At 74.2% G+C, this 24,507-nt stretch carries 22 protein-coding genes and 1 pseudogene; 7 read left to right on the forward strand and 16 right to left on the reverse strand.

Annotated elements, in window-relative coordinates; genetic code table 11:
- Positions 1–136 precede the first annotated feature (136 nt).
- On the forward strand, positions 137–2,290 hold the full coding sequence (locus tag MOX02_RS18500; protein WP_147027271.1) for a S9 family peptidase: 2,154 nt from the start codon (positions 137–139) through the stop codon (positions 2,288–2,290).
- A gap of 31 nt (positions 2,291–2,321) precedes the next feature.
- Here the strand turns inward: MOX02_RS18500 and MOX02_RS31355 are convergent, their stop codons facing one another.
- The 3 genes from MOX02_RS31355 to MOX02_RS18510 form a co-directional block, all read right to left on the reverse strand.
- Positions 2,322–2,474: a helix-turn-helix domain-containing protein gene (locus MOX02_RS31355; protein ID WP_170267921.1), complete on the reverse strand. Its 153-nt coding sequence runs from the start codon at positions 2,472–2,474 to the stop codon at positions 2,322–2,324.
- Positions 2,471–6,100, reverse strand: a complete 3,630-nt coding sequence (locus MOX02_RS18505) for an AsmA family protein (protein WP_147027272.1) — start codon at positions 6,098–6,100, stop codon at positions 2,471–2,473. The genes MOX02_RS31355 and MOX02_RS18505 overlap by 4 nt, the downstream gene beginning before the upstream one ends.
- 158 nt (positions 6,101–6,258) lie before the next feature.
- Positions 6,259–6,501, reverse strand: coding sequence for a hypothetical protein (locus tag MOX02_RS18510; protein WP_147027273.1), 243 nt, complete (start codon positions 6,499–6,501; stop codon positions 6,259–6,261).
- A gap of 145 nt (positions 6,502–6,646) precedes the next feature.
- Between MOX02_RS18510 and MOX02_RS18515 the strand changes: the two genes are divergently transcribed.
- The 3 genes from MOX02_RS18515 (at position 6,647) to MOX02_RS18525 (ending at position 10,538) form a co-directional block, all read left to right on the forward strand.
- On the forward strand, positions 6,647–9,010 hold the full coding sequence (locus tag MOX02_RS18515) for an ATP-dependent helicase (protein ID WP_147027274.1): 2,364 nt from the start codon (positions 6,647–6,649) through the stop codon (positions 9,008–9,010).
- Positions 9,011–9,433: 423 nt separating this feature from the next.
- Entirely contained in the window at positions 9,434–10,150 is a 717-nt protein-coding gene (locus MOX02_RS18520; RefSeq protein ID WP_147027275.1) for a PhoH family protein, read from the forward strand.
- A 136-nt stretch (positions 10,151–10,286) separates the two neighbouring features.
- Positions 10,287–10,538 (forward strand): hypothetical protein, encoded by a 252-nt coding sequence (locus MOX02_RS18525; protein WP_147027276.1) that lies wholly within the window; start codon positions 10,287–10,289, stop codon positions 10,536–10,538.
- A 106-nt stretch (positions 10,539–10,644) separates the two neighbouring features.
- Here the strand turns inward: MOX02_RS18525 and MOX02_RS18530 are convergent, their stop codons facing one another.
- From MOX02_RS18530 to MOX02_RS18540, 3 genes are all read right to left on the reverse strand, one after another.
- Positions 10,645–12,195 carry a L,D-transpeptidase family protein gene (locus tag MOX02_RS18530; RefSeq protein WP_147027277.1) on the reverse strand — a complete coding sequence of 517 codons (1,551 nt, stop codon included), beginning with the start codon at positions 12,193–12,195 and terminating at the stop codon, positions 10,645–10,647.
- 143 nt (positions 12,196–12,338) lie between these two features.
- Positions 12,339–13,070 (reverse strand): DUF1796 family putative cysteine peptidase, encoded by a 732-nt coding sequence (locus MOX02_RS18535; protein WP_238179198.1) that lies wholly within the window; start codon positions 13,068–13,070, stop codon positions 12,339–12,341.
- Positions 13,067–14,020, reverse strand: a complete 954-nt coding sequence (locus MOX02_RS18540; RefSeq protein ID WP_147027278.1) for an acetyl-CoA carboxylase carboxyltransferase subunit alpha — start codon at positions 14,018–14,020, stop codon at positions 13,067–13,069. The genes MOX02_RS18535 and MOX02_RS18540 overlap by 4 nt, the downstream gene beginning before the upstream one ends.
- Positions 14,021–14,369: 349 nt before the next feature.
- Here MOX02_RS18540 and MOX02_RS18545 point away from each other — a divergent pair, with 349 nt between their 5' ends.
- Positions 14,370–15,155: a 3-hydroxybutyrate dehydrogenase gene (locus MOX02_RS18545; RefSeq protein WP_147027279.1), complete on the forward strand. Its 786-nt coding sequence runs from the start codon at positions 14,370–14,372 to the stop codon at positions 15,153–15,155.
- Positions 15,156–15,215: 60 nt separating this feature from the next.
- Here MOX02_RS18545 and MOX02_RS18550 read toward each other — a convergent pair whose 3' ends face one another.
- The 3 genes from MOX02_RS18550 to meaB form a co-directional block, all read right to left on the reverse strand.
- A complete protein-coding gene (locus MOX02_RS18550; RefSeq protein WP_147027280.1) occupies positions 15,216–15,560 on the reverse strand; it encodes a CsbD family protein in 345 nt (114 codons plus the stop codon).
- A 137-nt stretch (positions 15,561–15,697) separates the two neighbouring features.
- Positions 15,698–16,309, reverse strand: a complete 612-nt coding sequence (locus MOX02_RS18555; protein ID WP_280525334.1) for a pyroglutamyl-peptidase I — start codon at positions 16,307–16,309, stop codon at positions 15,698–15,700.
- Positions 16,306–17,295: a methylmalonyl Co-A mutase-associated GTPase MeaB gene (gene meaB / locus MOX02_RS18560; protein WP_147027281.1), complete on the reverse strand. Its 990-nt coding sequence runs from the start codon at positions 17,293–17,295 to the stop codon at positions 16,306–16,308. Before meaB ends, MOX02_RS18555 begins: the two co-directional genes overlap by 4 nt.
- A 572-nt stretch (positions 17,296–17,867) precedes the next feature.
- On the opposite strand from meaB, the gene MOX02_RS18565 reads away from it, so the two are divergent.
- Positions 17,868–18,911 (forward strand): alpha/beta hydrolase, encoded by a 1,044-nt coding sequence (locus tag MOX02_RS18565; RefSeq protein WP_373866765.1) that lies wholly within the window; start codon positions 17,868–17,870, stop codon positions 18,909–18,911.
- 90 nt (positions 18,912–19,001) lie between these two features.
- Complete coding sequence (locus MOX02_RS18570; RefSeq protein ID WP_147027282.1) at positions 19,002–19,349, forward strand: hypothetical protein; 348 nt, start codon at positions 19,002–19,004, stop codon at positions 19,347–19,349.
- Positions 19,350–19,487: 138 nt separating this feature from the next.
- Here MOX02_RS18570 and MOX02_RS18575 read toward each other — a convergent pair whose 3' ends face one another.
- The 7 genes and pseudogenes from MOX02_RS18575 to mdcC all read right to left on the reverse strand — a co-directional run bounded on the left by MOX02_RS18575 (position 19,488) and on the right by mdcC (position 24,370).
- Positions 19,488–19,826, reverse strand: coding sequence for a helix-turn-helix domain-containing protein (locus MOX02_RS18575; RefSeq protein ID WP_147027283.1), 339 nt, complete (start codon positions 19,824–19,826; stop codon positions 19,488–19,490).
- Between the two features lie 130 nt (positions 19,827–19,956).
- Complete coding sequence (locus tag MOX02_RS18580) at positions 19,957–20,877, reverse strand: acyltransferase domain-containing protein (RefSeq protein ID WP_147027284.1); 921 nt, start codon at positions 20,875–20,877, stop codon at positions 19,957–19,959.
- Positions 20,874–21,731 (reverse strand): triphosphoribosyl-dephospho-CoA synthase MdcB, encoded by an 858-nt coding sequence (mdcB, locus tag MOX02_RS18585; RefSeq protein ID WP_147027285.1) that lies wholly within the window; start codon positions 21,729–21,731, stop codon positions 20,874–20,876. Before mdcB ends, MOX02_RS18580 begins: the two co-directional genes overlap by 4 nt.
- Positions 21,728–22,378: pseudogene (mdcG, locus tag MOX02_RS18590) on the reverse strand (malonate decarboxylase holo-[acyl-carrier-protein] synthase); the annotation flags it as partial. The pseudogene mdcG and the gene mdcB, both read right to left, overlap by 4 nt.
- 58 nt (positions 22,379–22,436) lie before the next feature.
- Positions 22,437–23,153, reverse strand: a complete 717-nt coding sequence (gene mdcE, locus MOX02_RS18595) for a biotin-independent malonate decarboxylase subunit gamma (RefSeq protein WP_147027287.1) — start codon at positions 23,151–23,153, stop codon at positions 22,437–22,439.
- Positions 23,140–24,060 carry a biotin-independent malonate decarboxylase subunit beta gene (locus MOX02_RS18600; protein WP_147027288.1) on the reverse strand — a complete coding sequence of 307 codons (921 nt, stop codon included), beginning with the start codon at positions 24,058–24,060 and terminating at the stop codon, positions 23,140–23,142. The genes mdcE and MOX02_RS18600 overlap by 14 nt, the downstream gene beginning before the upstream one ends.
- Before the next feature lies 1 nt (position 24,061).
- Positions 24,062–24,370, reverse strand: coding sequence for a malonate decarboxylase acyl carrier protein (mdcC, locus tag MOX02_RS18605; RefSeq protein ID WP_147027289.1), 309 nt, complete (start codon positions 24,368–24,370; stop codon positions 24,062–24,064).
- Positions 24,371–24,507 lie beyond the last annotated feature (137 nt).

The raw sequence follows: 24,507 nt of genomic DNA on the forward strand, positions 1-24,507 counted from the left end.
GGCGGCCGATCCTGAGGCGCCCGATCCGGCCTCGCCGGCCCGGCACGGCGAGCTTGCCGATTCCTCCCCGACGCGGCACATGCTGCCGGGCCGGCGGGCCGCCGCCGCTCCCGCCTTCCTCGTTTGGGTACCCGCCATGGCGTCCGACCGCAGCTTCCCGAGCCACCGTCCCGAGGCGCCCGCGGCCGAGGCCCGCCCGCACGGGTTCACGGTGCACGGCCGGGCGCTCTCGGACGATTACGCCTGGCTCAAGGCCGAGAACTGGCGCGACGTCCTGAAGGACCCGGCCGCCCTGCCTGCCGACATCCGCGCCTACCTGGAGGCCGAGAACGCCTACGCGGAGGCCGTTCTCGGCGAGGTGGCGGACCTGCGCCGGACGCTCGTCTCCGAGATGCGCGGCCGCATCAAGGAGGACGAGAGCGGCGTGCCCGAGCCCGACGGGCCCTTCGCCTACTACACCCGCCACCGGGAGGGCGGGCAGCATCCCCTGGTCTGCCGGCGCCCACGCAGCCTGCTCGTCCTGACGGGCGGGGCGGCGGAGACCGTGGCGGAGGACGGGCGCGAGACGGGCGAGACGATCCTGCTCGACGGCGACCGGGAGGGCGAGGGCCTGCCCTTCTTCGAGCTCGCCGCCGCGGTCCATTCCGACGACCACGGGCGCATCGCCTGGAGCGCGGACACCAAGGGCTCGGAACTCTACACGATCCGGGTCCGCGACCTCGCCACGGGCGAGGATCTCGACGACCGCGTCGAGGCGACCTCGGGCGAGGCGGTCTGGGCGGCGGACGGCGCCTCCTTCTACTACGTCGGCGTCGACGCCAACCACCGCCCGGCCCGCGTGCTGCACCACCGCCTCGGCACGCCGCAGGAGGACGACGCGCTGATCTACGAGGAGGCCGATTCGGGCTTCTTCGTCCATATCGGCACGACGCAGTCGCAGACCTACCTGACGATCACGGCGAGCGACCACGAGACCTCGGAGGTCCGGCTGATCGACCGGGCCGAGCCGGGGGCGGCGCCGATCCTGGTGGAGCCGCGCACGCCCCTCCTGATCTACTCGGTGGAGCACTGGGGCCGGCACCTCTTCATCCTGACGAACGCCGACGGGGCCGAGGACTTCAAGATCTCCACGACCGAGCTCGCCACGCCCGGCCGCGTCCACTGGCGGGACCTGATCCCGCACCGGGCCGGCGTGATGATCCGCCACCAGCACGTCATCGGCGGGCATCTGGTGCGGCTCGAGATCGAGAACGCGCGCCCGCGCATCATCGTGCGCGACATGCAGGGCGAGGAGCACGCCGTGGCCTTCGCGGAGGAGGCGTACTCGCTCGGCCTGCAGCCCGGGCACGAGTTCGAGACGGCGGTGATCCGCTTCACCTACTCGTCGATGACGACGCCCGCCGAGACCTACGACTACGATTGCGTCACCCGCGCCCGGCAGTTGCGCAAGCGCCAGGCGGTGCCGAGCGGGCACGACCCGGCGGCCTACGTGACGCGGCGCGTCTTCGCCACGGCGCCGGACGGGGAGAGCGTGCCGATCTCGCTGCTGCACCGGCGCGACCTCGCCCTCGACGGCACGGCGCCCCTCCTCCTCTACGGCTACGGCTCCTACGGCACGCTGATGCCGGCCGCCTTCCGCACGAACCTGCTCTCGCTGGTCGACCGCGGCTTCGTCTACGCCATCGCCCACATCCGCGGCGGCACCGAGAAGGGCTGGCGCTGGTACCTCGACGGCAAGCGCGAGAAGAAGCGCAACACCTTCACCGACTTCGTGGCCTGCGCCCGGGCGCTCGCGGCCGAGGGCTACACCGCCGAGGGGCGGATCGTCGCCCACGGCGGCAGCGCGGGCGGCATGCTGATGGGGGCGGTGGCGAACCTCGCGCCTGAATTGTTCGCGGGCATCGTCGCCGACGTGCCCTTCGTCGACGTGCTCAACACGATGCTCGACGGCGACCTGCCGCTGACCCCGCCGGAATGGCCCGAATGGGGCAACCCGGGCGAGAGCGAGGCGGCCTTCGAGACGATCCTGTCCTACTCGCCCTACGACAACGTCTCGGCGAAAGCCTACCCGGCGATCCTGGCGCTCGCCGGCCTCACCGACCCGCGCGTCACCTACTGGGAGCCCGCGAAGTGGGTGGCGCGGCTGCGCGCCACCATGACGGGGGGCGGCCCCGTGCTCCTGCGCACCAACATGGAGGCCGGCCACGGCGGCGCGGCGGGCCGCTTCGACCGCCTGGAGGAGGTTGGCCTGATCTACGCCTTCGCGCTGCTCGCGGTGGGGCGGGCGTGAGGGAACGGCCGCGCCGGTGAGCCGGCGGGCCTTAGACCTCCCGGGCAGCCGGCGCGGCGGTGGCCGTGAGGCGGACGTTCAGCGCCTTCGGAACGCGCAGCGCCGTGTCGAGTCTCGGCTTCCCCTCCTCCGACAGGGCTCGGTACGGGCTCTCGCGGGAGAGCCCCGCCTCGCGCAGCCTCACGGCTGCGCCGCTGGCGGGCGGATGTCGAGGGGGGACTCGGAGGGCGGGCTCGCCCCTTCCGCGTCGCTGCGGGCGCGGCGGGCGGCCTCCTCCGCGTCGCGGGCGCGGGCCTGGCGGGCGGCCTCCTCCGCGGCGGCCTGCTGGGCGCGGGCCCGCGCCTGCCGCGTCGCCTCCTCGGCCGCGGCCTTCTCGGCGGCCGCCTTCTCCGCCGCGGCCCGGTCCGCGGCCGCCTTGAGCGCGGCTGCACGGGCCCGGTCCATCTCGAGGCGGGCGCGACGGCGCTGCCGCTCGACCTGATCGGCCTCGAGGAGCTCGATCTTCTCCAGTTCCCGCTGCAGCACCACGGCGGCGAGGCCGTTCGAGAGGCCGCCGACGTCGAGGACGCGCTCGGGCGTGGCGAGGGGCCCGGCGAGGCCGAACTGGACCGCGAGCGGGCCGCCGCTCCAGCCCTTCGGCGCCTCGCCGCCGGTGAGCGAGCCGCGGGCGTCCAGGCGGCCGGTGCGGAAATCGAAGCCGAGCGTGCCGCGCCAGCGGGCGGCCTCGAGATCGAGGTCGAGGGGGCCGGCGCGCAGCACGCCGCCGATGATCGTCGCGGGCGCGGCGGCGGGGCCGCGGCCGCGGGCCGGTCCGGCGGAGAGCTCCTCCGCCACCACAGCCTGCAGCCGGCCCTCGCGCAGGGGATCGTCTTCCGCGAGCGCGCGGACGAGCGCGCGCCCGAGACCGGCGGGATCGGCGTTCGGGATCGCGAGGGCGCCGAGCCGGACCTCGCCGCTGCCGGAGAGGTTGGCGACGAGCGCGGCCGGGCTGTCGCCGCTGGTGCCGAACCGGAAGGTCCCGCCCGCGCGGCCCTCGACGGCGCTCGCCCGGACGAGGGCGCGCAGAGCGGCGTCGTCGAGGCTGCCCTCGCCCGAGATCGCGCCCGCCTGCCCCTGGCGCGAGAGGGTGGCCGAGCCGGCGAGCTGTCCCTCGGCGAGCTTGGCGGTGAGCTCGCGCAGGCTCAGCGCGCCCCCGTCGAGGCCGAGCTTGAGCGCGGCGCCCGTCGCGACGAGGCCCCGCCCGAGGTCGAGGGCCTCGACCCGCAGGTCGAGACCGAGCCTGGGTGAACCCGGCGGCGGAGCCGCGAAGGGCCGGGTCGACCAGCCGCCCTCGGCCTCGGCCGCGCCGCCGCCCGGGTCCGCCGCCTGCGGCATGACGAGCAGGGCCGCGAGCCCCGGCACGGAGAGGCGGGCGAGGCTCGCCGTCCCTCCGATGTCGCCCTCCGGCGCCCGCGTCAGGCTCGCGCTGAGCGCGTGGCCCGCGACCTCTCCGGAGAGGGCGATGCGCGCGTCGCTCCCGGCGCGCTCCAGGCCGAGGGTGAGGTCGGCCGGCCACGCCTGCGCCGGGGCGGCCGCGCCGAGGAGCGCAAGGACGGGCCCGAGATCGGGCGTCGTGAGCCGGACCTCGCCGCCGGAGGGCGGGCCGCCCTCGGCCGAGAGCACCACGGGCCGGGCCGTCGCGAGGCTCACGCCCGCGATCTCGCCCTTGGCCTCGACGCCGAGATCGGTGCCGCCGGCCACCTGCCGCCCGGTCAGGGCGAGGCTCGCCGGCCGGTTGAGGGACGCGGCCTCCTCGCGGCCGAACCAGAGCCCGGCCTTCGGGGTGCCGAGGGCGACGTCGAGGCTCTCGACGTGCCCGGCGCGGCTGAGGAGCGAGGCGTCGAGGGTGCCGCCGCCGGCCCGACCCCTGGCGACGGTGCGCAGGGCCTCCGCCTCGCCCGCCTGCCGCTCGGCCGTGATGTCGAGATCGAGGGCGCCGGTTCGCAGGAAGGCGGGGATCAGCCGCGACTCGGCCACCCAGACCCGGTCGAGGAGCGCGAGCAGCGGCGCGGCGACCGGGGCGGTGACGCGCCCGGCGATGCGCCCCGAGCCGTCCGGCGCGATGCGGCCCGACAGCTTGGCGTTGGCGCCCGCGAGGTCGGTCACGTCGAGGCTGTCGACGACGAGGCTCGTCCCGTCCGACTGGATGCTCGCCGCGATGGTGCCGTTGCCCGAGTTCGCGCCGGCCGGGCCGTAGCGCACGTCGCGGGCCTGCACCGTCAGGCCGAGATCGTGGCCGTGCAGGCCGGCGAGGACGCCCGTGAACGAGGGCAGGCCCGCGACGTCGATGCCGCGCGCCTTGATCTGCGCGTCGAAGCGTCCGCGGCCGCCCGCGTCCCGGCGGGTGTAGCGGGCGATGCCCGTCACCTGGGCGCCGCCGAGGTCGAGCCGGAGATTGCGGAAGGAGAGGTCGGGGGCGGCCGCCGAGACGTCTGCGCTGGCCTGGATCGGGCGACCGTCCATCACCGCGATCACGGGTCCGCCGAGGCCGAGCTTGCGCAGGTAGCGGCCGAGCCCGTCCGAGGAGGCCGTGCGCAGCGAGACCTCGCCGTTGAAGCGCGGGCTCGGCTCGGTGTCGATCTCGCCGCTCGCCGCCAGCGCGGCCGCCCCGGGGGCGGTGGCCTGGAAGCGGCGCAGCAGCAGGCCGCCCGTGCGGTCGAGGGTACCGGCGAGGCGGATCCCGGTCCACTCGTCGAGGCCGAGGGCGAGATTGTCGATGCCGAGGTCGAGATCCACCATCACGGGCAGCCCGGTGCCGCCCTTCGGCACGCCGCGGGCGACGAGCGCCTGCCCGGCGCTCGAGATCAGGAAAGCGTCGAGATCGACCCGGCGTGCCTCCAGGGAGAGTCCGGCCCGCCACGCCCGCAGGTCGATCTGCCCCGTGCCCGCGAGCCGGATCGCCTGGCCGCCCGGGTCGATCTCGGCGTTGACGCCCTCGAAGCGCACGCGCGGGCCCTGCGCCGAGAACTTGCCGGCGAGGCTGAAGGGCAGGTAGGCGCCGGCGACCTGGGCCGGAGGCCCGACCACGAGGCGGGCGGAGCCCTCCGCCTCCGGGATCAGGGGGCGGGGCCCATCGCCCGCCGCGCCGGGCGGGCCCGCGGGCGCGAAGGCGAGGCGCATGTCGGCCTCGAAGCGCGGGTTCGCGTCGCCGCCGCCCGAGAGCTTCACGGCGACGCTGCCGTCCGCGGCCGGCTCGCCGGTGACGAGGCGGAACGGCACCCCGCCGCTCGTGCCCTCGACGCGCCAGGGCCCGACGAGGGCGGGCGCCTGCAGGCTCAGCGATTCGGCCTGGACCTGGTCGGTCCGCCCCGTCGCCGGCACGACCGTCGTCAGGAGGAGCTGGCGGACGCGCAGGTCCTCGATGGCGAGGTCGCGCGCGCGCAGGGCCTCGGCGAAATCCGCCGGCACCAGGAGGGCGTCGCCGTCGCCGACCGGGAGCTTGATCTCGGCGCGGCGGATCTCGGTCTCCGTGAAGCGGATCTCGCCCTTGAGGAGGGGGGTCAGCGCGATCTCGGCGCTGACGAAGCGGGCGTCGAGGGCGGGCTTGTCCGGATCGCCGCCGAGATGCAGCCGGTCGAGCCGCAGGCGCGGCGAGGGCAGCAGGCGCACCGCGACGCGTCCCTCGCTGCGGGCCGGCAGGCCGAGCGAGCGGGCTATGGCCCCGTCGACGGCGGCGCGCTGGCCCTGCCAGTCGACGAAGGGCGGGACGGCGAGCGCCGCGACGAGGATCAGGATGACGGCGCCGGCGAGCGCGGTCAGGATGTCACGCAAAGTTCTCGTTCCGCCTCACGCCCCGCACCGGCGGCGGGTTCCCGAGGTGCACGCCAGGGCGGCCGGCCCCGACCGTCCGGTCCGCCGCGCCCCGTGCCCCCTCCGGACATAGCGTAGCGGAGCGGGGCCGCCCGTCCAATCGGGTCGGGGCCGCCGGATCAGCGCTTCGGCACGACGATGGCGGGGGCCGGGGTCGGGTTCTGCCGGGACATCTCGTTGCGCCGGATCTGCATGCGCGAGTTGGCCGTGTCGCTCTGCTGCTGCTGGCGGAGCTGGCGGGTCTGGCTCTGCTGGGAGAGCGAGTTGTTGATGCTGTTGAGGTTCGAGCTCGGCAGGCCCTGCGCCTGCGCTGCGGCCGGCAGGGCGAGGAGGGCGAGGACGGCGAGGGGCGCGGCGCGCATGGCGGTCTGTCTCTGAGCTGTCGGGGACGTATGACGTCTTGCGGTTGATGTGAGGACGCGTCAGCACGCCCGCAAGTTCCGGCAGCCGGGGGCCGAGGGCCGCGGCGCCCTCGACGCCGTTCGCGTTTTGGTCCAGTGAGGGGCGATGCAGAAGCAGTCCGATGCGGCGGCCACGGCCGGTCCGCCGCCCGAAACCACCTCGATCGCGGCCCGCGCCATGGCTGCCCTCAGGCCCGGCGGCGCGCCCTATCTCGACGGGCTCAACCCCGAGCAGCGCCGGGCCGTCGAGACGACGGACGGGCCCGTGCTCGTCCTCGCGGGCGCCGGCACCGGCAAGACGCGGGTGCTGACGACCCGGATCGCCCACCTGATCGCGACCGGCAGGGCGCGGCCCTACGACATCCTGGCGGTGACCTTCACCAACAAGGCGGCCCGCGAGATGAAGGCGCGCATCGGCGCGCTGATCGGCCCGGCCGGCGAGGGCATGCCCTGGCTCGGCACCTTCCACGCCATCGGAACCAAGATCCTGCGGCGCCACGCCGAGCTCGTCGGGCTCAAGTCCGACTTCACGATCCTCGGCACCGACGACCAGCTCCGCCTGATGAAGCAGGTCATCGCCGACCAGAACATCGACGAGAAGCGCTGGCCGGCCCGCGCCCTCGGCCACGCCATCGACGGCTGGAAGAACCGCGGCCTCTCCCCCGAGCAGGTGCCGCCGGGCGAGGCCGGCGCCTTCGCCTTCGGCAAGGGCGGCGCCCTCTACACGGCCTACCAGGCGCGGCTCGCGACGCTCAACGCCGTCGATTTCGGCGACCTGCTGCTCCTCTGCCTGAAGCTCTGGCGCGAGAACCCGGACGTGCTGGAGAATTACCAGCACCGCTTCCGCTACATACTCGTCGACGAGTACCAGGACACGAACGTCGCGCAGTATCTCTGGCTCAGGCTCCTGGCGCAGGGACACCGCAACGTCGCCTGCGTCGGCGACGACGACCAGTCGATCTACGGCTGGCGCGGCGCCGAGGTCGACAACATCCTGCGCTTCGAGCACGATTTCCCGGGCGCGGCGGTCGTGCGGCTCGAACGCAACTACCGCTCGACGGGCCACATCCTGGCGGCCGCCTCCGGGCTCATCGCGAAGAACGAGGGGCGGCTCGGCAAGACGCTGCGCACCGAGGACGTGGCGGGTGAGCGCGTCACGGTCACCGGCGCGTGGGATTCCGAGGAGGAGGCGCGGCTCGTCGCCGAATCGATCGAGTCGCTGCAGGCGAAGAAGCACCCCCTCTCCGAGATCGCGGTGCTGGTGCGGATCTCGGCGCAGATGCGCGAGATCGAGGACCGATTCGTCCAGCTCGGCCTGCCCTACCGGGTGATCGGCGGTCCGCGCTTCTACGAGCGGGCCGAGATCCGCGACGCGCTGGCCTACCTGCGCGCCACCGCCAACCCGGCCGACGACCTCGCCTTCGAGCGCATCATCAACACGCCCAAGCGCGGCCTCGGCGACGCCACGCTGCAGCAGCTCCACACCTACGCCCGCGCCGAGCGGGTGCCGCTGCTGCTCGCCGCCCGCCGGCTGATCGAGACGGACGAGCTCAAGCCGCGCGTGCGCTCGACCCTGCGCGCCCTCGCCGAGAGCTTCTCGCGCTGGGCGCGGGCCGTCGAGACGGTGCCGCATTCCGAGGTGGCGCAGACCATCCTGGAGGAATCGGGCTACACCGAGATGTGGCAGAAGGACCGCTCGGCCGACGCCGCCGGGCGGCTCGAGAACCTGAAGGAGTTCGTGCGCTCCATGGAGGAGTTCCCGGACCTCGCGGGGTTCCTGGAGCACGTCGCCCTCGTCATGGACGCGAGCGAGGCGGAAGGGGCCGAGCGCGTGAGCCTGATGACGCTCCACGCCGCCAAGGGTCTCGAGTTCGACACCGTCTTCCTGCCGGGCTGGGAGGACGGCCTGTTCCCGAACCAGCGGGCGCTGGACGAGAGCGGGCGCGCCGGGCTCGAGGAGGAGCGCCGCCTCGCCCATGTCGGCCTGACCCGGGCCCGCAAGCGCGCCAAGCTGTCGTTCGCCGTCAACCGGCGCATCCACGGCCTCTGGTCCTCGACGATCCCGTCCCGCTTCATCGACGAGCTGCCGGCGGGCAGCGTCGACGTGGTCGAGGCGCCCGCCCATTTCTCGGCCGGCGCCTCGCGCTTCGACCGCAACCCGGCGCCGTTCGGCTCCTCCTACGGCACGCCGGGCTGGCAGCGGGCGCAGGCCAACACCGCCGCCTCGGGCCGGGGCTTCGGCCAGTCGCACGGCGCCTCGCCCGGCGGGCGCGGCGGCCCGCGCCAGATCGAGGGCGAGCTCGTGGCGAAATCGACCGGCGCCCCCTCCGCCTACGCGGCCGGCGCGCGGGTCTTCCACACCAAGTTCGGGCCCGGAACCGTGGCGGGGGTCGACGGCAACAAGCTCACCGTTGACTTCGACAAGGCCGGCCGCAAGATGGTCCTCGACAGCTTCGTCCAGCCGGGCTGAACGCTGTCCCGCCGGCCAAGCCCGGACTTCAGGGGGCGGCAGGGCCGGCCGGTATCGCCGAGAACGGCGAGCAAGGGCTGAGGTCGTGCCGGATGCCGCGCCATCCCGACTGTGCCGTGCGCCACGCGGGCGCCTGACCCGCCTTCCCCTCCGTCCGGACCGTACCTTTTTCGTCACACGCGCGAGGGTCGCTGTCGCACCGCCGTCATGGCGGGGCGGTCATGGTGCGCGCGTTGCATGCGGCATATTCGCGCCGTGTGCACTCGGACCCGGGTGCTCTCCACAGGCAATGCACGGCGCGGTGGAACCTGCGCGCCCGCTTGCGATTGGCTCACAAACATCAGGAGAGGCTCGGCAATACAGGTTTCGTTGGCACGCGCAGTGACAAGTCCAGGTTGGCAAGTCCAAGTGGAGTGTTGATCGATGAAAAGACGGCGCGCACGACTTGAACTGGTTGAAGACCGCCCGGTCCGGTTGCATCGGACCCGGTTCGACGAGGAGCGGCACTTAAGCCCCATCCAACCTCTGACGGAACGACAAGGCCAGTACCTCGAAGCCCTCGCGTCCCACGCGCAAGTCATCGTCCTCGGACCCGCCGGCACCGGCAAGACCTTCATCGCCGGCACCCGCGCCGCCGACCAGCTCCGCCAGCGCCGCATCGCCAAGGTCGTGATCACGCGGCCGAACGTCCCCTCCGGCCGCTCGCTCGGCTTCTTCCCCGGCACCCTCGAGGAGAAGATCGCCCCTTGGGTCGCCCCCCTCACCGAGGCCATGAAGGAGCGGATGGGCCAAGCCGCCTTCGAGATCGCGCTCAAGACCGGCGACATCGAGATCGTGCCCTTCGAGGTGATGCGCGGGCGCACCTTCAAGAACTGCCTCGTGATCCTCGACGAGGCGCAGAACACCACGACGGCCGAGATCAAGATGTTCCTGACCCGCATCGGCGACGATTGCCAGGTCATCATCAACGGCGACGTCTCGCAGACCGACCTGCGCGAGACGAGCGGCCTGCGCACCGTGATCCATCTCGTGAAGAGCCGCATGATGCCGATCCCGGTCGTGGAGTTCACCCGCGACGACATCGTCCGGTCGGGCATCTGCGCCGAGTGGGTGAAGGCGTTCGAAGAAACGAATCTCTGATCCGGGGGTTGTAGCGGGCGGGCCTCCACCGGGGCCCGCCGCGCGACCCTCGCGCGCCTTCCCGTCTCCGGAACCGATGTTCTCGGGGGATAGACCGGGCGCCGTACGCGGCCATCAGAGAAAAGGAATCTCGTTCGTGAGGAAATTCACCTACGCCCTCGCCATCCTGGCCCCGCTCGCCACGGCCGGTTTCGCCACCTCCGCCTCCGCAGCGCCGGGCGCGCCGATGGGCGTCGCCGCCCCCGATGCCGTCACCCAGGTCTACATGACGCCGATGGAGCGCCGGATGATGGAGCGCCGCATGATGCGCCGGCACATGGAGCGCCGCATGATGCGCCGGGAGATGATGCGGCGCGACATGCGCCGCGACATGCGCCGCGGCATGTGAGCGGGCGCGAACGCACGACGCGAGAGGGGGCCGCAAGGGCCCCCTTTTTCATGTCCGGGATCGGGATGCCGCGCCGGAGAGGGCGACCTCTCCGACGGGCGCCGGCTCAGTTCTTCGCCGCGGTCTTCTCGGGCGCCTTCGCGGGCACCTTGGCCTCGGTCCTGGTCTCCGGCCTGGACTCCGCCTTGGCGTCCGGCCTGGTCTCGGCCCTTGCGGGCTTTGCCGGCTCCTTGCGGGACTGCGCCGCGGGTACGGCGTGGGCCGTCTTCGCGACGGGCGCCGTCCTGGCGGTCTTCGACGGTTCGGGAGCGGCCACGGCAGCGGCCGCCGGGACCGTCGCGGCGTCGGCGGCGGGCGTGGCGGGCGTAGGGTTGCCCTTGTTGAACAGGTTGCCGAACGCCTTCTGGTAGGCGGACATGTCCCCGTCCGCGTCCGCCACCGCGATGCGGGCCGGCGCCGCGGGCTTGGCCGCCTCCGGCGCCGTCGCGGCCGCCGGGGTGGCGGGCGCAGCCTGCGCCACGAGGCTCGGCTCCTCCCGCCGATTGCCCTTGCGCTCGTCCTTGCGGGCGAGCGCCGCGGCCGCGGCCTTCGTCGGGATCGGCGCCTCGATGCTCGCCGTCATCAGGGGGCGGCCCTTGGCGTCCACCTCGATCTCGCGCGGGCCCGCCGCCAGGGTTTCCGGCCGGCTGACCTCGCCCAGATTGTGCCGGGCGTAGTCCTTCGGCGCGTAGGGCAGCGCCTCCTCGGCGTGCGTCAGGCTCGCGAAGGCGCTCGGCTGCTGCTGGCGGAAGACCGGGTTCTGGCCCCCGTCGTCGTAGACGACCCGCGTCGCCGCCGTGCCCTTGCCGACGAGCTCGGCGATCTCGCGGTTGTCGCGCTCGCGCTTCTCGGCCACCAGCGTGTCGACCTTCGGGCTGCAGGAGCCGGCCGCCGCGTCGGCCCCGCCGAACACGTAGCGATTGCCGCACAGGCCGACCCGCGGCTCCTCCTTCAGGGCCTCGAAATGGTCCGAGCCCTCCTTGAGGTTCTTCCAGAAGGGCGCGTTCGGGTCGTTGCGGAACTTGGCGAAGTTCTGTGCCGTCATCCGGAACGGGTAGGACTGGAACTGGAAGCCCCGCTGCCCGCCCGCGAAAGCCTCGCGCGCGATGGCGTAGATCTCGGCCATCGACTCGTCGGTCATGGCGAAGCATCCGGCCGAGGAGCAGGTGCCGTGCACCATGATGTAGTTGCCCGTGCGCCCGTTCGCGCGGTCGAAGGCATTCGGGTAGCCGGTGTCGAACGAGAGATAGTAGGACGAGTTCGGGTTCATCTGGCCCGGAGTGATCGTGTAGAACCCCTCCGGCGCCTGCCGGTCGCCCTGCTTGGTCTTGGGCCCGAGCTGGCCCGACCAGCGGCAGATCGGGAAGGTCTTGAGCAGCGCGTACTGGCCCGACGAGCCGCGCTTCCACACCTCCATCTCCGCCTCCCTCTTGTAGGCGCGGATCAGGATGGGGTCGCCCTGCGACATGCCCTTCGTCTGCATCAGGGCGAGGGTCTTCTGGGGGATGGGCGTGAGATGGCGGGTCGAGCCGCCGCCGCCGAAGGTGCTGTCCTGGCAAGCCCCGAGGGAGATCGCGAGCGCAACGAGACTCGCAGCCGCGAGCGGACGCACAGCCATGGGGAACCCCGGTCCTCGAATTCACCGCCCGCGGGATGTTCTCCCGTCGGACGCCACTCCCCAACCCATTAGCTTCGTTAAACTTACCCGGCCCTTACCGCAATGATCGCGAAGACACGCTCCCGCCCGCCTGTGAAGAGCGGTTACAGAGCGACTTCCGCGGTGACGAGAGCGGCGAGATAGGCGTCGTCCTGCGGGCGGGCGAAGCGCAGTCCGACCGAGGCCGAGGGCAGCTCGACCCTGAGCCAGCGCAGGTTGTCCCGTCCGGCGGGCTGAGGCAGGGTCCGGGCGCTTTCCCGGTCCGGCACGAGGTGCAGGAAGGTCAGACGGTTTCGCGCCCCCCTCTGTGCCAAAACGTCGCAGATTCCTTCCACGGTCTCGGCTGGCGTGTCGTAGGCGGTCATCAACCAGAAATGGTTAGATGCCTGCTCCATCGAGAGGGCGGCCCGCAGCCGCCGCACGCCGGCGCTCAGGAAGGCGTAGTCCGCCTCGCTCTCGGCCGGGTCGTGGTGGTTGAACACGCAGGGCAGCGCGTAGCGCTCGCGGTAGAGGCGGTGGCGACAGCGCTGGATGTTGGGCTGCAGGCGCTCGGCGACGGGGATCGTCTCGTACTGCGAGCGGTCGAGCAGGGCGGCGAAATCGTCCGCGAGGCAGTCCCGGACCATGCCGGGCGTGGTGAAGATCCAGTCGAACGGGCCGGACCAGGTGCGCAGACCCAGCGTCTTCAGCACCTGCGCCGCGTGGCAGTGGCTGCCGAGCGAGACGTGGTTCACGAGGCCCGGCTCGCGGGTGTCACGGCGCACCCGCCGGAGCGAGCGCAGCAGGCCGGCGGCGAGAGGGCGGATGCCGAGCGGCCCGTCCCCGGGCGGGCTCACAGCTTGCGGCCGATCTCGAGGAACTTCGCCGCGCGCCGGTCGCGGATCTCGGCCGCGCCCATCCCGTCGAACTCGGCGAGGGCGGCGGCGAGCGCGCTGCCGGCCGCCGCGATCGCGGCCTCGCGGTCGCGGTGCGCCCCGCCCGTCGCCTCGGGCACGATCGTGTCGATGATGCCGAGGCGCAGCAGGTCCTGGGCGGTGATCTTCATGGCGGTGGCCGCGTCGTGGGCCCGTCCCTGGTCGCGCCACAGGATCGAGGCGGCGCCCTCCGGCGAGATCACCCCGTAGATCGCGTGTTCCAGCATGAGGACGCGGTTGGCCGTGGCGATGGCGATGGCGCCCCCCGAGCCGCCCTCGCCGATCACGAGGGCGATGTTGGGCACGCCGAGGGCGAGGCAGGCCTCCGTCGAGCGCGCGATGGCCTCGGCCTGGCCGCGCTCCTCCGCCTCGATGCCCGGGAAGGCGCCCGCCGTGTCGACGAAGGCGAGGACGGGCAGGCCGAAGCGGTCGGCCATCTCCATCAGGCGCACGGCCTTGCGGTAGCCCTCGGGCTTGGCCATCCCGAAATTGTGGCGCAGGCGCGTCTCGGTGGTCGAGCCCTTCTCCTGGCCGAGGATGCAGACCGACCGGCCGCGGAAGCGGCCGAAGCCGCCGACGATGGCCTCGTCCTCGCCGAAGCTGCGGTCGCCGGCGAGCGGCGTGAACTCGGTGATGAGGCCCGCGCAGTAATCGACGAAGTGCGGCCGCTGCGGGTGGCGGGCGACCTGCGTCTTCTGCCAGGGCGTCAGGTTCGCGTAGATCTCGGCCAGCGCCTGGGCGGCCTTGGTCTCCAGGCGGCCCACCTCCTCGCTGATCGAGACGGCGCCGTCGCGGGCCCCCATCGCCTTGAGCTCCTCGACTTTCGCCTCCAGCTCCGCCACGGGCTTTTCGAAGTCGAGATAGGAGCGCATCGCACCGTCTGGGAATGGTTCGGGAGGGCACCGGCCCGCCGCCCGGACATGCGCGGCGGCGGCCGGCCTTGGCAGGCCGATATGGCGACGATGCGGCGGCGTGCAGGCCGGCGACGCGTTCGAGGCCCCGCGGACGGCCAATCCCCGGGCGGGCGGAAACTGGCGAAGCGGGGCTGCCCTGTCAACGCCACCCGCCGCGAGGGCCCGCGTCGCGGGCGGCCGGGCGACAAGTTCGCGCGAGCGTCAGCCTCCCCGCGACCCGCCTGGGGTGACCGCGCCCGGCCCGCCCCGCTACAAGGGGCCCCCGACGCCGCGGCCTTCCGCGCCCCGGCCGCCAGCGAGGAGCCGCATGATTCTCCAATCCAAGGCCGCCGTTGTCACGGGCTCGACCAGCGGGATCGGGCTCGCCATCGCCAAGGCCCTCGCCCGGGAGGGCGCGAACGTGATGATCAACGGGCTCGGCGACCCGGGCCAGATCGAGGCGACGCGGGCCGGCATCGAGGCCGAGTTCGGGGTGCGCGCGCTCTACTCGGGCGCCGACATGACGCGCCCGCCCGAGATCGCCGCGATGGTGGCGGAGGCGGAGGGCGCGTTCGGGCGCCTCGACGTGCTCGTGAACAACGCCGGCATCCAGTACGTCTCGCCGGTCGAGGAGTTTCCCCCCGAGAAGTGGGACGCGATCCTCGCCATCAACCTGTCCTCGGCCTTCCACACGATCCGCGCGGCGGTGCCGGGCATGAAGGCGCGGGGCTTCGGGCGGATCGTCAACATCGCCTCCGCCCACTCCCTCGTCGCCTCGCCGTTCAAGTCGGCCTACGTGGCGGCCAAGCACGGGCTTGTCGGCATGACGAAGTCGGTCGCGCTCGAACTCGCGACCCACGGCGTCACGGTGAACTGCATCTCGCCGGGCTACGTCTGGACGCCGCTGGTCGAGAGCCAGATCCCGGACACGATGAAGGCCCGCAACATGACGAAGGAGCAGGTGATCGAGGAGGTCCTGCTCAAGGCGCAGCCGACCAAGGAATTCGTCACCGTCGATCAGGTGGCGGCGATCGCGGTGTTCCTGTGCTCGGACGCCGCGACGCAGATGACGGGTGCCAACCTCTCCGTCGACGGCGGCTGGACGGCGCAGTGAGCGGCCGCGTCGCCCTCCGGCCGTCGGGGCCGGAGGGCGGATCGAGGGGCGGGCCTGCCCTCAGCGGCGGCCGTGCAGCAGCAAGGCGAGGCCGTAGCCCACGGCGCCCGCGATGAGCAGCGCGATCAGCGGGCTCTCCTCGACGCGCTCGCCCACCACCCGGCGGCCGTCGCGCAGGTACGCGCCGCCGCGCTCGTAGGCGTCGCCCGCGTAGTCCGTCAGGTCGTCGGCGACGTCGCGCAGGGTGTCCTTGGCCTGCCCGTAGGCGTCCTGCGCGCGCCCCTGCGCCTCCCGGAAGCGGCCCTCGACCGAGTCCCGGGACGAGCCGGCGAAGTCGCCCGCCGCACCCTGCACCTTGCCGCCGACCTCCTTGGCGGTCCCGACGATGCGATCCGTATCAACCATGGCTGGTCTCCTCTCTCGGTCGCCGTGCGTCCGCGGGGGCGGGGCGCCGGCTCCGTCGGACTTGCAAACGCCCGAGGTGGGATTTGTGCACCGCCGCGGTACGGTTTTTTGAACCGGCCCGTGAGGACGCGCCCGCCTCAGAAGCCCCGGCGGGCCCGCCGGACGAGCAGGCGCGCGACCGCTGCGAGCGCCCGCAGGCTCCGCTGCGGGCCGGGCGCCGGGCGCGGGCCGGGCCGGGGGCGTCGACCCGGCGGGATGTGGACGAAGAGCACGGGGCAGGGCTCGGCCAGCGCCCGGTAGTAGCTCGCGTTGCACAGGTAGCGCCCGGCGTCCCGCGAGGCCAAGGCCGGGACGCCGTGCCGGCGCAGGACCGCCAGCGCCTCCGCGGCGGCCGGGCTCCGGCGCTCGGCGGGGCCCGCCGGGTCGAGAGCGAGGCGGCCGGCCCGCGCGCCCGCTTCGTCCGGGAAGAGCCGACTCGCGCGGTTGCGGGCGCGGATCTCGACCCGCAGCCGGCGGGCGCGGGCCGACACGCCGAACATCAGCACGGCGCCGGGCCCGTCCGCGAGGGCGGGTTCCAGGGCGGCCGGGATGGCGTCGTAGGCGGTGCGCAGGACGAGCACCCGCGGCGGCCCGCCGGGGCCGAGCCTGAGGGCCGGCAGGGCGCCGAGGCGGCGGGCGAGCGCCGCGCTCGGGTTGCGGGGCATCCCCGGGAAGGGGCCGAAGCCGGTGACGAGGAGGGGGCCCGTCACAGCCCGATCAGGGTGGCGATGGCCTCGGCGCCGGCGGCTGGGGAGTGGGTGCCGCGCGCCACGTCCGCCTCCGCCTGGGCGGTGGCCTTGCGGATCTCGGCCGAGCCGACGAGGCGCTGGTGCAGGCGCTCGTGCACGAGGGCCCACATCCACTTCACGTCCTGCTCGCGGCGGCGCCGGGCGATCTCGCCGGTGGCGGTGAGCTTCTCGCGATGGTCGACGATCTTCTCCCAGAGCGTGTCGAGGCGCCTGTTGTTGAGGCCCGAGATCGTCACCACCGGCGGCGTCCAGGTGGCCGAGGCCGGCGTCATGATGTGGAGCGCCGCCCGGTACTCGGAGGCCGCCGCGTTCGCCCGGCGCTCGCCCTCGCCGTCGTCGGCCTTGTTGACCGCGATCATGTCGGCGAGTTCGAGGATGCCCTTCTTGATGCCCTGCAGCTCGTCGCCCGCCCCCGGCAGCATCAGGACGAGGAAGAAATCGGTGAGGTCGGCCACCGCCGTCTCGCTCTGGCCGACGCCCACCGTCTCGACGAGGATGACGTCGAAGCCCGCCGCCTCGCAGAGAAGCATGGTCTCGCGGGTCTTGGCCGCCACGCCCCCGAGCGTGCCCGAGGAGGGCGAGGGCCGGATGAAGGCGTTGGGATCGACGGCGAGCCGCGCCATCCGGGTCTTGTCGCCGAGGATGGAGCCGCCGGTGCGCGTCGAGGAGGGGTCGACCGCGAGCACCGCCACCTTGTGGCCGGCCCCCGTCAGGTTGGCGCCGAGCGCGTCGATCGTCGTCGACTTGCCGACGCCGGGCACGCCGGTGATGCCGACGCGGACCGCGCTGCCGGTGTGGGGCAGCACCGCGTCGATGAGGTCGCGGGCCGCCGCCCGGTGGTCGGCGCGCCGCGATTCGGCGAGCGTGATGGCGCGCGCCAGCGCGGCGCGGTCGCCCGCGAGCAGGCGCTCGCGGATCCGGTCGATGTCGAGGGGCGGAGGGGCCATGCGCCCTACATGCCGGGAGCGCGGCCGTTCGTCGAGGGGCGGGCGCGAAATTGAAACGGCGGGGTTTTCGGATTATCTTCCCCGCCGGTTGGGCATGGGTGGACGCCGCAGGGTGGCAGCCCCGCGACGTCCGTGCTCAGCTGATGGATGATGGTGTCATCAGATCAGCGCCAGCGTGATGGTCAGCGACCACGCGCTGGCGTTTCTCGTCACCGTGATGGTGACGATCGGAAATCCGATCACATCCTCTCACCTCCTTCCCGATCAGGCCCACTCGAACGGCGGCGCCGGGCCGGCACGCCGCAGATCTGCCTGCCCGCAGACCGTCGCGGATCGGAAAGGTTCGGCTGAACGGGCGCGATGATGCGGGTCGCCCCCGAGGGCGGCAAGCAACCAGGAGGCGAGCCGGCCCGCTGTGCCGCGGGCGCCACACCCCGCGCCCCGCCCGCAATCCACATCGGCCTCCGCCGCGCCCGTGCCCTGTCATGGCCAAGATTGTGCGCCAGGGGCTAGGGAGACCGGCCCGGGCTCCCTCGCGGGACCCGGCCCAGGAAGCGGGACCCGCGACGACCATGATGCGTGAGACAGACCGGCCGACCCGACGCAGCATCGTCCGCCTCGGCGCCCTCCTCGGCGCCACGGCGATGGCGCCCGGCCTCGGGGCCTGCGTCGCCGACGGGCTCGTGACCGGCGCCGTCGTCACGCCGGAGCGGCAATCCGCCCTCGACGTGATGCCGGTGCTCCTCGTGGCCACCACCCGCAAGCCGGTGGGCAGCCCGCCGAAGGCGCCGTATTTCAGCTCGGAGCGCGGGCGGGGCCTCAGCTTCGCCGAGGTGCGCCTGTCGCCGCCGGACCGCTCGCTGATCGGCAAGGTCTCCTCCGTCGTCACCGGCGACTGGACGATCGGCGCCGTGCCGAAGGTCGAGACGGGCGGGGCCGCCGCGGACGCCTTCGCGCAGGCGGCGCTCGGGCGCGACGTGCTCATCTACGTCCACGGCTACCGCGAATCGTTCGAATCGGCCGCCGTCAGCGCGGCCCGCCTGTCGGACGGCATCCGCTTCCGCGGCGTCTCCGGCCTGTTCACCTGGCCGTCCGCGGCCGCGACCTTCGATTACGGCTACGACCGCGAGAGCGCGCTCTGGTCCCGCGACGCCTTCGAGGACCTGCTCAAGGCGCTGGTGGCCTCGCCGAGCGGCGGCCGCATCAATCTCGTCGCCCACTCGATGGGCACGCTCCTGACGCTGGAGACCCTGCGGATGCTGCGCGCCGAGGCCGGCGAGGCGGCGATGGCCCGCATCGGCGCCGTGGTGCTCGCCGCCCCGGACATCGACATCGACCTGTTCACCAAGGGCGTCGAGCGGCTGGGGCCCGACGTGAACAAGATCACCGTGATCTCCTCCACGAACGACCGGGCGCTCAGCCTGTCGAGCACCATCGCGGGCGGCGTGGTGCGGGCGGGTGCCGCCGACCGGGAGCGGCTGGAGGCGCTCGGCGTGCGGGTGGCGGACGCCTCCGACTACGGCGGCGGCCTGATCAACCACGACCTGTTCCTGTCGAACCCGGAGGTGCAGGGCGTCGTCAAGCGCGCGGTGGCGCGGGCGGGCGGGGGCGCCTGAGGCACCCGACCGAAGACGCGACGCCGGGACGGCTTGGCGCGGCGCGGCATCCCTCGTACACGGGCGCCTCGGCAGACAGGGAGTCGCCCCATGTTCACCCTTGAGATCGACGGAAAAGCGGTGGCGGTCATCAATGGCACCGAGGAGGTGGCGCGTGATCTCTTCACCTGCGACGGCTTCAAGGAAGACATCCAGGCGATGACGAGCGAGGGCCGCCCGCTCTGGAACGGCACCTCCGAGCTGAAGGTGCGCCCGGCCACCGAGGACGAGGTCGAGATCTTCGAGGACGCGCTCGCCGAGGACGATTCGGACGCGGATTTCGAGTCCGACCCGCGCCACGCCACGACGGAGGACGACGAGGACGAGGCCGACATCGTGTTCCTCCTCGACATCGACGAGGACGAGGGCGAGGAGGACGACGGCGCGCTGCACTCCTGAGGGGGGCGGCCGCCTGACGGCCCGGGTCTCCCGTTCAGCCGCCGGGCCGGCCCGGAGGGCGAGCCGGTCGCCATGCCCCCGCGCGAGGGCGCCCCGAACGGGGGCGCTCACGTTCGAAGGTCGGGGAACCTCAGCGGCTCAGGCCGTGGCCAGCGTGACGGAGATCCTGCCGCGCTCGCCCGCCTTGGGGTGCGGGCGCATGGTGATCTCCACGTCCCGGTCGAATGCCGTCAGAAAGCCCATCAGGCGCTCCACCGAGTACCCGCGCAGGCTGCCGCGGAGCAGCTTGGAGAGATCGGCCTGACCGATGCCCAGCACCTTCGCGGCGGCGGTCTGGGTCAGTGTCCGACTCTCGATCAGGCGGCGCAGCTCGGCCGTCAGCTGGGCCTTGAGCAGCAGTTCCTCGGCATCGGGCAAGCCGAGGTCGGCGAAGACGTTGCCGCAGCTCACATGAACATCGTCGTCCCTCTCCGCCATGGTCACGGCCCTCCTTTCCTCGTACGTCCCGCGTAGTCGGGACGCGACGCGCCGAAGTTGCGCCGAAGAATGGTATCCCAACCCGAGGCCCGGTATCCGCCCGTAGGCCCAGAGCGCCAGGGCGGCGGCCTCAAGCCCGCAGCCACACCCCCACACCCGCGGCCGAGCGAAAATCCTCCAGCGCGTGGACCTGCGCGTCCGGCAGCGCGGCGCGGGCCATGGTCGTGAGCGCGTGGCCGGGGCCGAGTTCGAGGACGCGCGTCGCGCCGTATTCCCGGGCCGCGTCCAGGCAGGCGGACCAGTCGATCGTGCGGGAGATCTGCAGCGCGAGCTTCTCCAGGCCGGCCTCCGCCCGGAACACCGGCATGCCGTCGAGCCCGCTGAGGAGGCGGGGGGCGCCGGGCGGGGGCGCCGCCGCGGGGGCCTCGCGCAGCGCCGCCCGGAACGCCGCCGTCGCCGCGGCGAGGATCGGCGTGTGCGAGGGCGTGTGCACGGGCAGGACGACGGCGCGCTGCGCGCCCGCCGCCAGCGCCTCGGCGCAGAGGGCGTCGAGGGCCGCCGCCGGCCCGCCGACCACCACGCTGTCCGGCCCGTTCAGGATGGCGAGATGGCAGGCGCGGGGCCCGGCCATCGCGGCGACCCAGGCCTGCGGCAGGCCGCGGATGCCGGCGAGGCCCTGGCCGGGGGCGGCCGCGGCGTCCATCGCCTCGGCCCGCGCGCCCGCGAGCCGCAGCACCGTCTCCGGCGCGAGCCGGCCCGCGCAACCCCAGGCGGCGAGGTCGCCGATGCTGTAGCCCGCCACGATCACCCGGGCCGGCGCGGCCGCCCGCACCAGCGGCCAGGCGCTGAGCGCCGCGGTGCAGACGAGGATCTGCCCGGCGCGGTTCTCGTGGAGCCGGGGACCCCCGGCCCGCGCCAGCGCGCGCGGGTCCGCGCCGAGGAGGGAGGCGGCCGCGGCGAAGACGGGCTGCGCCTCCGGCAGGTCGGCGGTCAGGTCGAACATGCCGGGGTGCTGGCCGCCCTGGCCGGAGAGCAGGACGGCGAGGCTCACGCCGCCGCTCCCTCGACGGCGTCGACGAACAGCGTCATGGCGAGGAGGTCGGCCGCGCCGCCCGGGCTGAGGTTGCGGGCGACGAAGGCGCCGTGCAGGCCGGTCGCGCGCTCCCGCCAGTCGGGCAGCCCGACCCCGCCCTCCGCGACGAGGCGGGCCGCCGCCGCGCGGGCGAAGGCGTAGCCCTCCGCCCCGCCCCGGTGCAGGAGGTTCGTGTCCTCGAGATGCGCGATCAGCGCGAGGCAGGCCTCGACGCGGGCCGCCTCCGGCTCGCCCGGCCGCAGGCGCCGGCCCCGGCGCAGGGCCGGCAGGCCGATTCCGTAGAGCGTCGGGAAGCCCGCCGCCGCCTCGGCCGGCGCGCCCCCGACCCCGTGCCGCCGCCGCGCCCGCGCGCCGGGGGCGCGGAGGAGTTCCGGCCCGTCGAGGATGCCGTGCGCGTAGCGCGCCCGCACGAGCGCGCCGAGCCGGCCGGGCGCCGCGCCGGGCCCCTCCGCCCCGGCCGCGGCGCAGAGGAGGCCGAGGCCGAAGATGGCGCCCCGATGGGTGTTCACGCCGCCGGTCGCCGCCCGCATGGCCGCCTCGGCGGCGATGCCGACGCGGCGGAGCGCCGCCATCGGCTCGCCCGCGGCGCCGGCCCGGGCGAGGTCGGCGAAGAAGGGCTCGAGGGCGGCGGCGCTCGCCCGGAAGCTGCCCGCGTCCATGTCGGCGTGGCTGCCGCTGTCGACGTGGCTGACGAGGCCGGGCTTCGGGTAGGTTTCGAGTTCGAGGCGCAGGGCGGCGACGGCGCGGCGGGCGATGTCCTCCGCCGGGTCGGTCGCCGGGCGGGCCGCGGGGCGCAGCGCCGGCGCGCTCACGGCGCGCCCGCCAGCAGGGTGCGGGCGGGGCGCAGGTCCACGCCGTCGAGGCGCTTGGCCAGCACGGTGCCGCCGGGTTCCGCCGCCGTCAGCTCGCGCCAGTTCACGCCGCTGCCGTCGGGCAGCAGGATCTCGCCGTCGAGGCGCATCGGCGCCCCGGCCTCGATCGCGGCGAGGCCGCCGAGGAGGTCCGGCGGCACCGGGCCGGCGACGGGCCAGAGCAGGTCGAGGTCGGAGCCGGCCGAGAGGTAGGGCAGCCCGGTCAGCGCCTGCCAGAGCAGGCCGCCGAACAGGCGCGGGGCGAGGCCGTGGCGGACCCCGAGCGCGAGAAGCGCGTCGAGCGCCGGCCGCCACGCCTCCGGCGCCGCGGCGGCGCCCTCCGCGAGCGTCACCGGCGCGCGGGGGCGCACCGCCCCCGGGGGCAGGGCGAGGCCGATGCGGCGCTTGCCGTCCCGGGGCGGCAGGGGCAGGCCGGCCGGCACGGTCCCCGCATCCTCGCCGGGGTGGCGGCGGCGCACGATGACCGGGAAGCCGCGCCCCGCCCACGCGCCGAGCTGGGGCACGCAAGCGAGGTCGGGCCGGGCGGCGAGCGCCGCCTCCCAGGCGGCGGGCTCCACGTCCAAGAGGTCGTGGCGTCGGAGCTCTTCGACGTGGAGCTCTCGCCGCCTGAGCTCTTGCCGCCGGACCTCTTGAAGCCGGAGGGCGTCAGCCAAGGCGGGCGCCCCGCGCCACCTCCGCGGCGATCGCCTGCGCCACCGGGCGGCCGCCGCGCTCGGCGCCGAGCGCGTCGCGGGTGTCGGCGGCCGGCAGCCCGTCGATCAGCGCGGCGACCTGGGGCCCGAGGGGCTGGGCGGGGTCGAGCACGGCGTGGACGGCGCCGGTGCGGACCATGTTGTCGAGGCCGGGCGCGAAGACCGGCGTGTCCTTGGCCATCGCCTCCAGCCGGTCGAGGGGGAGCTTGGTGACGCGGGCCACCGAGGGCAGGTCCATCACGCTCGGGTTGGCGCCGGGCAGGCCCGCCAGCGCGCGGGTCGCCAGCGCCGTCGCGATGAAGGCGCCGGCCGCGGTGTGGCCGTAGACGAGCCCGACGGTCGGGTGGCCGCCCCGGTCGGCCAGCAGCAGGCACTTGGCGAGGTGGGCGAGGTACTCGTTGAGGCCGAGGAGCTCGTCGCGCCGGCTCATGCGCTGGCTGTCGGAATCGACCACGACGAGGATCGGCGTGCCGCCGCCCCGGCGCACCACGTCGAGAACGCAGCCCGCGAGGCGGCAGGCGCCCTCGACGCCGAGCGCCGTGTTGCCGTCGACGCCGATCACCGCGAGCCGGCCGCCCCAGAAGGGGCCGTCCCCGGCCACGAGCCCGTCCGTCACCGCGACGTCGTGGCCCTCGGGAAACAGCGAGGCGAGGATCTCAGCGAGCGTCATGGGTCGTCTCCGCGAGGCCCGCGAGCAGGGCGTCGAAATCGGCCGCGGTCAGGCCCGGCACGGCGGCCGGGTCGTTGACCCCGAGCCGGCCCCAGATCTCCGCCGCGTCCCGGCAATCGCCGAAGCGGTCGAGGCGCTGTTCCAGCCGGGCCTGCTCGGCCTCGAGCGTCACGAGGTCGAAGGCCGGGGCGCGGCCGATCAGGTCGATCGCGGCCGCGCGGAAGGCCGCGACCGTGTCGTCGGCGAAGGCGTCGGCGCCGCCCGTCAGCCGGCGGTGCTTGCCGCCCATGGTGCGCCAGACCAACGCCCGGTCGCGGGAGTCGAACTCCTCGGCGCCCTTGTTGGTCTCGATCACCTCGGGGCCCGAGACGCTGATACGCCCGCCCTCCGAGACCGCGAGCCGCGAGCAGGTGCCGGCGATGAGGCCGCCGCCGCCGTAGGCCCCGGCCCGGCCGCCGATCAGCCCGACCACGGGCACGCCCGCCGCCCGCACCTCCGCGATCGCCCGCATCACCTCGGCGATGGCGGTCTCGCCGGCATTGGCCTCCTGCAGGCGCACGCCGCCGGTGTCGAACAGGATGAGCACGGCGGCGGGCTTCAGCGCCGGGGCGGCCCGGAGCAGCCCGACGAGCTTGGCCCCGTGCACCTCGCCGAAGGCGCCGCCCATGAAGCGGCCCTCCTGCGCGGCGACGAGGACCGGCCTCCCGTCGAGGCGGCCGGCGCCCACGATCATGCCGTCGTCGAAGGCGCGGGGCAGGTCGAAGAGCGGCAGGTGCGGGCTCATCCGGCGCTGCTCGGGGCCGAGGATCTCGGCGAAGCTGCCCGGGTCGAGCAGGCCGTCGATGCGGGCCCGCGCGCTCGCCTCGTACCAGCTCGCGGCGCGGGGGTCGGTGATGCGCTCGCTCACGTCAGGCCTCCATCAGCCGGGCGCCCTGGAGGAGGCGCAGCGACACGGTGTCGGGGCGCGCGCCCCCGTCGTTGATCGTGATCCTCAGGCCCCCGGGCTGGGCGCGGGCCACGAAATCGGCCACCACCGCCTCCCAGACGTCGCCGTAGCCGTGGATCGGCGTCTCGATCTCGACGGTGCAGGCGTCGGGCGGCAGGGTCCGCTCCAGCAGCACCTCGAGGTTGCCCGAGGCGACGACGCCGGTGATGGCGAGCGGCTTGGCGCCCGCGAGCGGCGCCCGGGTCTTGTGCCGGAAGCTCAGTTTTTCCATGGCGTCAGGACTCCTGGATACCGGGCGCGGGTCCCGTCTTCCGACCGGGAGGGGCGGGAGGCGCGGGCCCCCTCTCCCGTTCGGGAGAGGGTTTTGGTGAGGGGTGCGCGTTGTCCGGAAAAGTCGCACCCCTCACC

This window comes from Methylobacterium oxalidis, assembly GCF_007992195.1.
Classification (GTDB): Bacteria; Pseudomonadota; Alphaproteobacteria; order Rhizobiales; family Beijerinckiaceae; genus Methylobacterium; species Methylobacterium oxalidis.

What these genes read in the sequence shown, in the direction of transcription:
- MOX02_RS18500 (WP_147027271.1), top strand. Translation starts at nt 137, where the DNA reads ATGGCGTCCGACCGCAGCTTCCCGAGCCACCGTCCCGAGGCGCCCGCG.
- meaB (WP_147027281.1), bottom strand. Translation starts at nt 17,295, where the DNA reads ATGGCCCCTCCGCCCCTCGACATCGACCGGATCCGCGAGCGCCTGCTC.
- MOX02_RS18540 (WP_147027278.1), bottom strand. Translation starts at nt 14,020, where the DNA reads ATGCGCTCCTATCTCGACTTCGAAAAGCCCGTGGCGGAGCTGGAGGCG.
- MOX02_RS18570 (WP_147027282.1), top strand. Translation starts at nt 19,002, where the DNA reads ATGTTCACCCTTGAGATCGACGGAAAAGCGGTGGCGGTCATCAATGGC.
- MOX02_RS18520 (WP_147027275.1), top strand. Translation starts at nt 9,434, where the DNA reads ATGAAAAGACGGCGCGCACGACTTGAACTGGTTGAAGACCGCCCGGTC.
- MOX02_RS18510 (WP_147027273.1), bottom strand. Translation starts at nt 6,501, where the DNA reads ATGCGCGCCGCGCCCCTCGCCGTCCTCGCCCTCCTCGCCCTGCCGGCC.
- MOX02_RS18565 (WP_373866765.1), top strand. Translation starts at nt 17,868, where the DNA reads ATGATGCGTGAGACAGACCGGCCGACCCGACGCAGCATCGTCCGCCTC.
- mdcC (WP_147027289.1), bottom strand. Translation starts at nt 24,370, where the DNA reads ATGGAAAAACTGAGCTTCCGGCACAAGACCCGGGCGCCGCTCGCGGGC.
- mdcE (WP_147027287.1), bottom strand. Translation starts at nt 23,153, where the DNA reads ATGACGCTCGCTGAGATCCTCGCCTCGCTGTTTCCCGAGGGCCACGAC.
- MOX02_RS18550 (WP_147027280.1), bottom strand. Translation starts at nt 15,560, where the DNA reads ATGGTTGATACGGATCGCATCGTCGGGACCGCCAAGGAGGTCGGCGGC.
- MOX02_RS18545 (WP_147027279.1), top strand. Translation starts at nt 14,370, where the DNA reads ATGATTCTCCAATCCAAGGCCGCCGTTGTCACGGGCTCGACCAGCGGG.
- MOX02_RS18515 (WP_147027274.1), top strand. Translation starts at nt 6,647, where the DNA reads ATGCAGAAGCAGTCCGATGCGGCGGCCACGGCCGGTCCGCCGCCCGAA.
- MOX02_RS18575 (WP_147027283.1), bottom strand. Translation starts at nt 19,826, where the DNA reads ATGGCGGAGAGGGACGACGATGTTCATGTGAGCTGCGGCAACGTCTTC.
- MOX02_RS18530 (WP_147027277.1), bottom strand. Translation starts at nt 12,195, where the DNA reads ATGGCTGTGCGTCCGCTCGCGGCTGCGAGTCTCGTTGCGCTCGCGATC.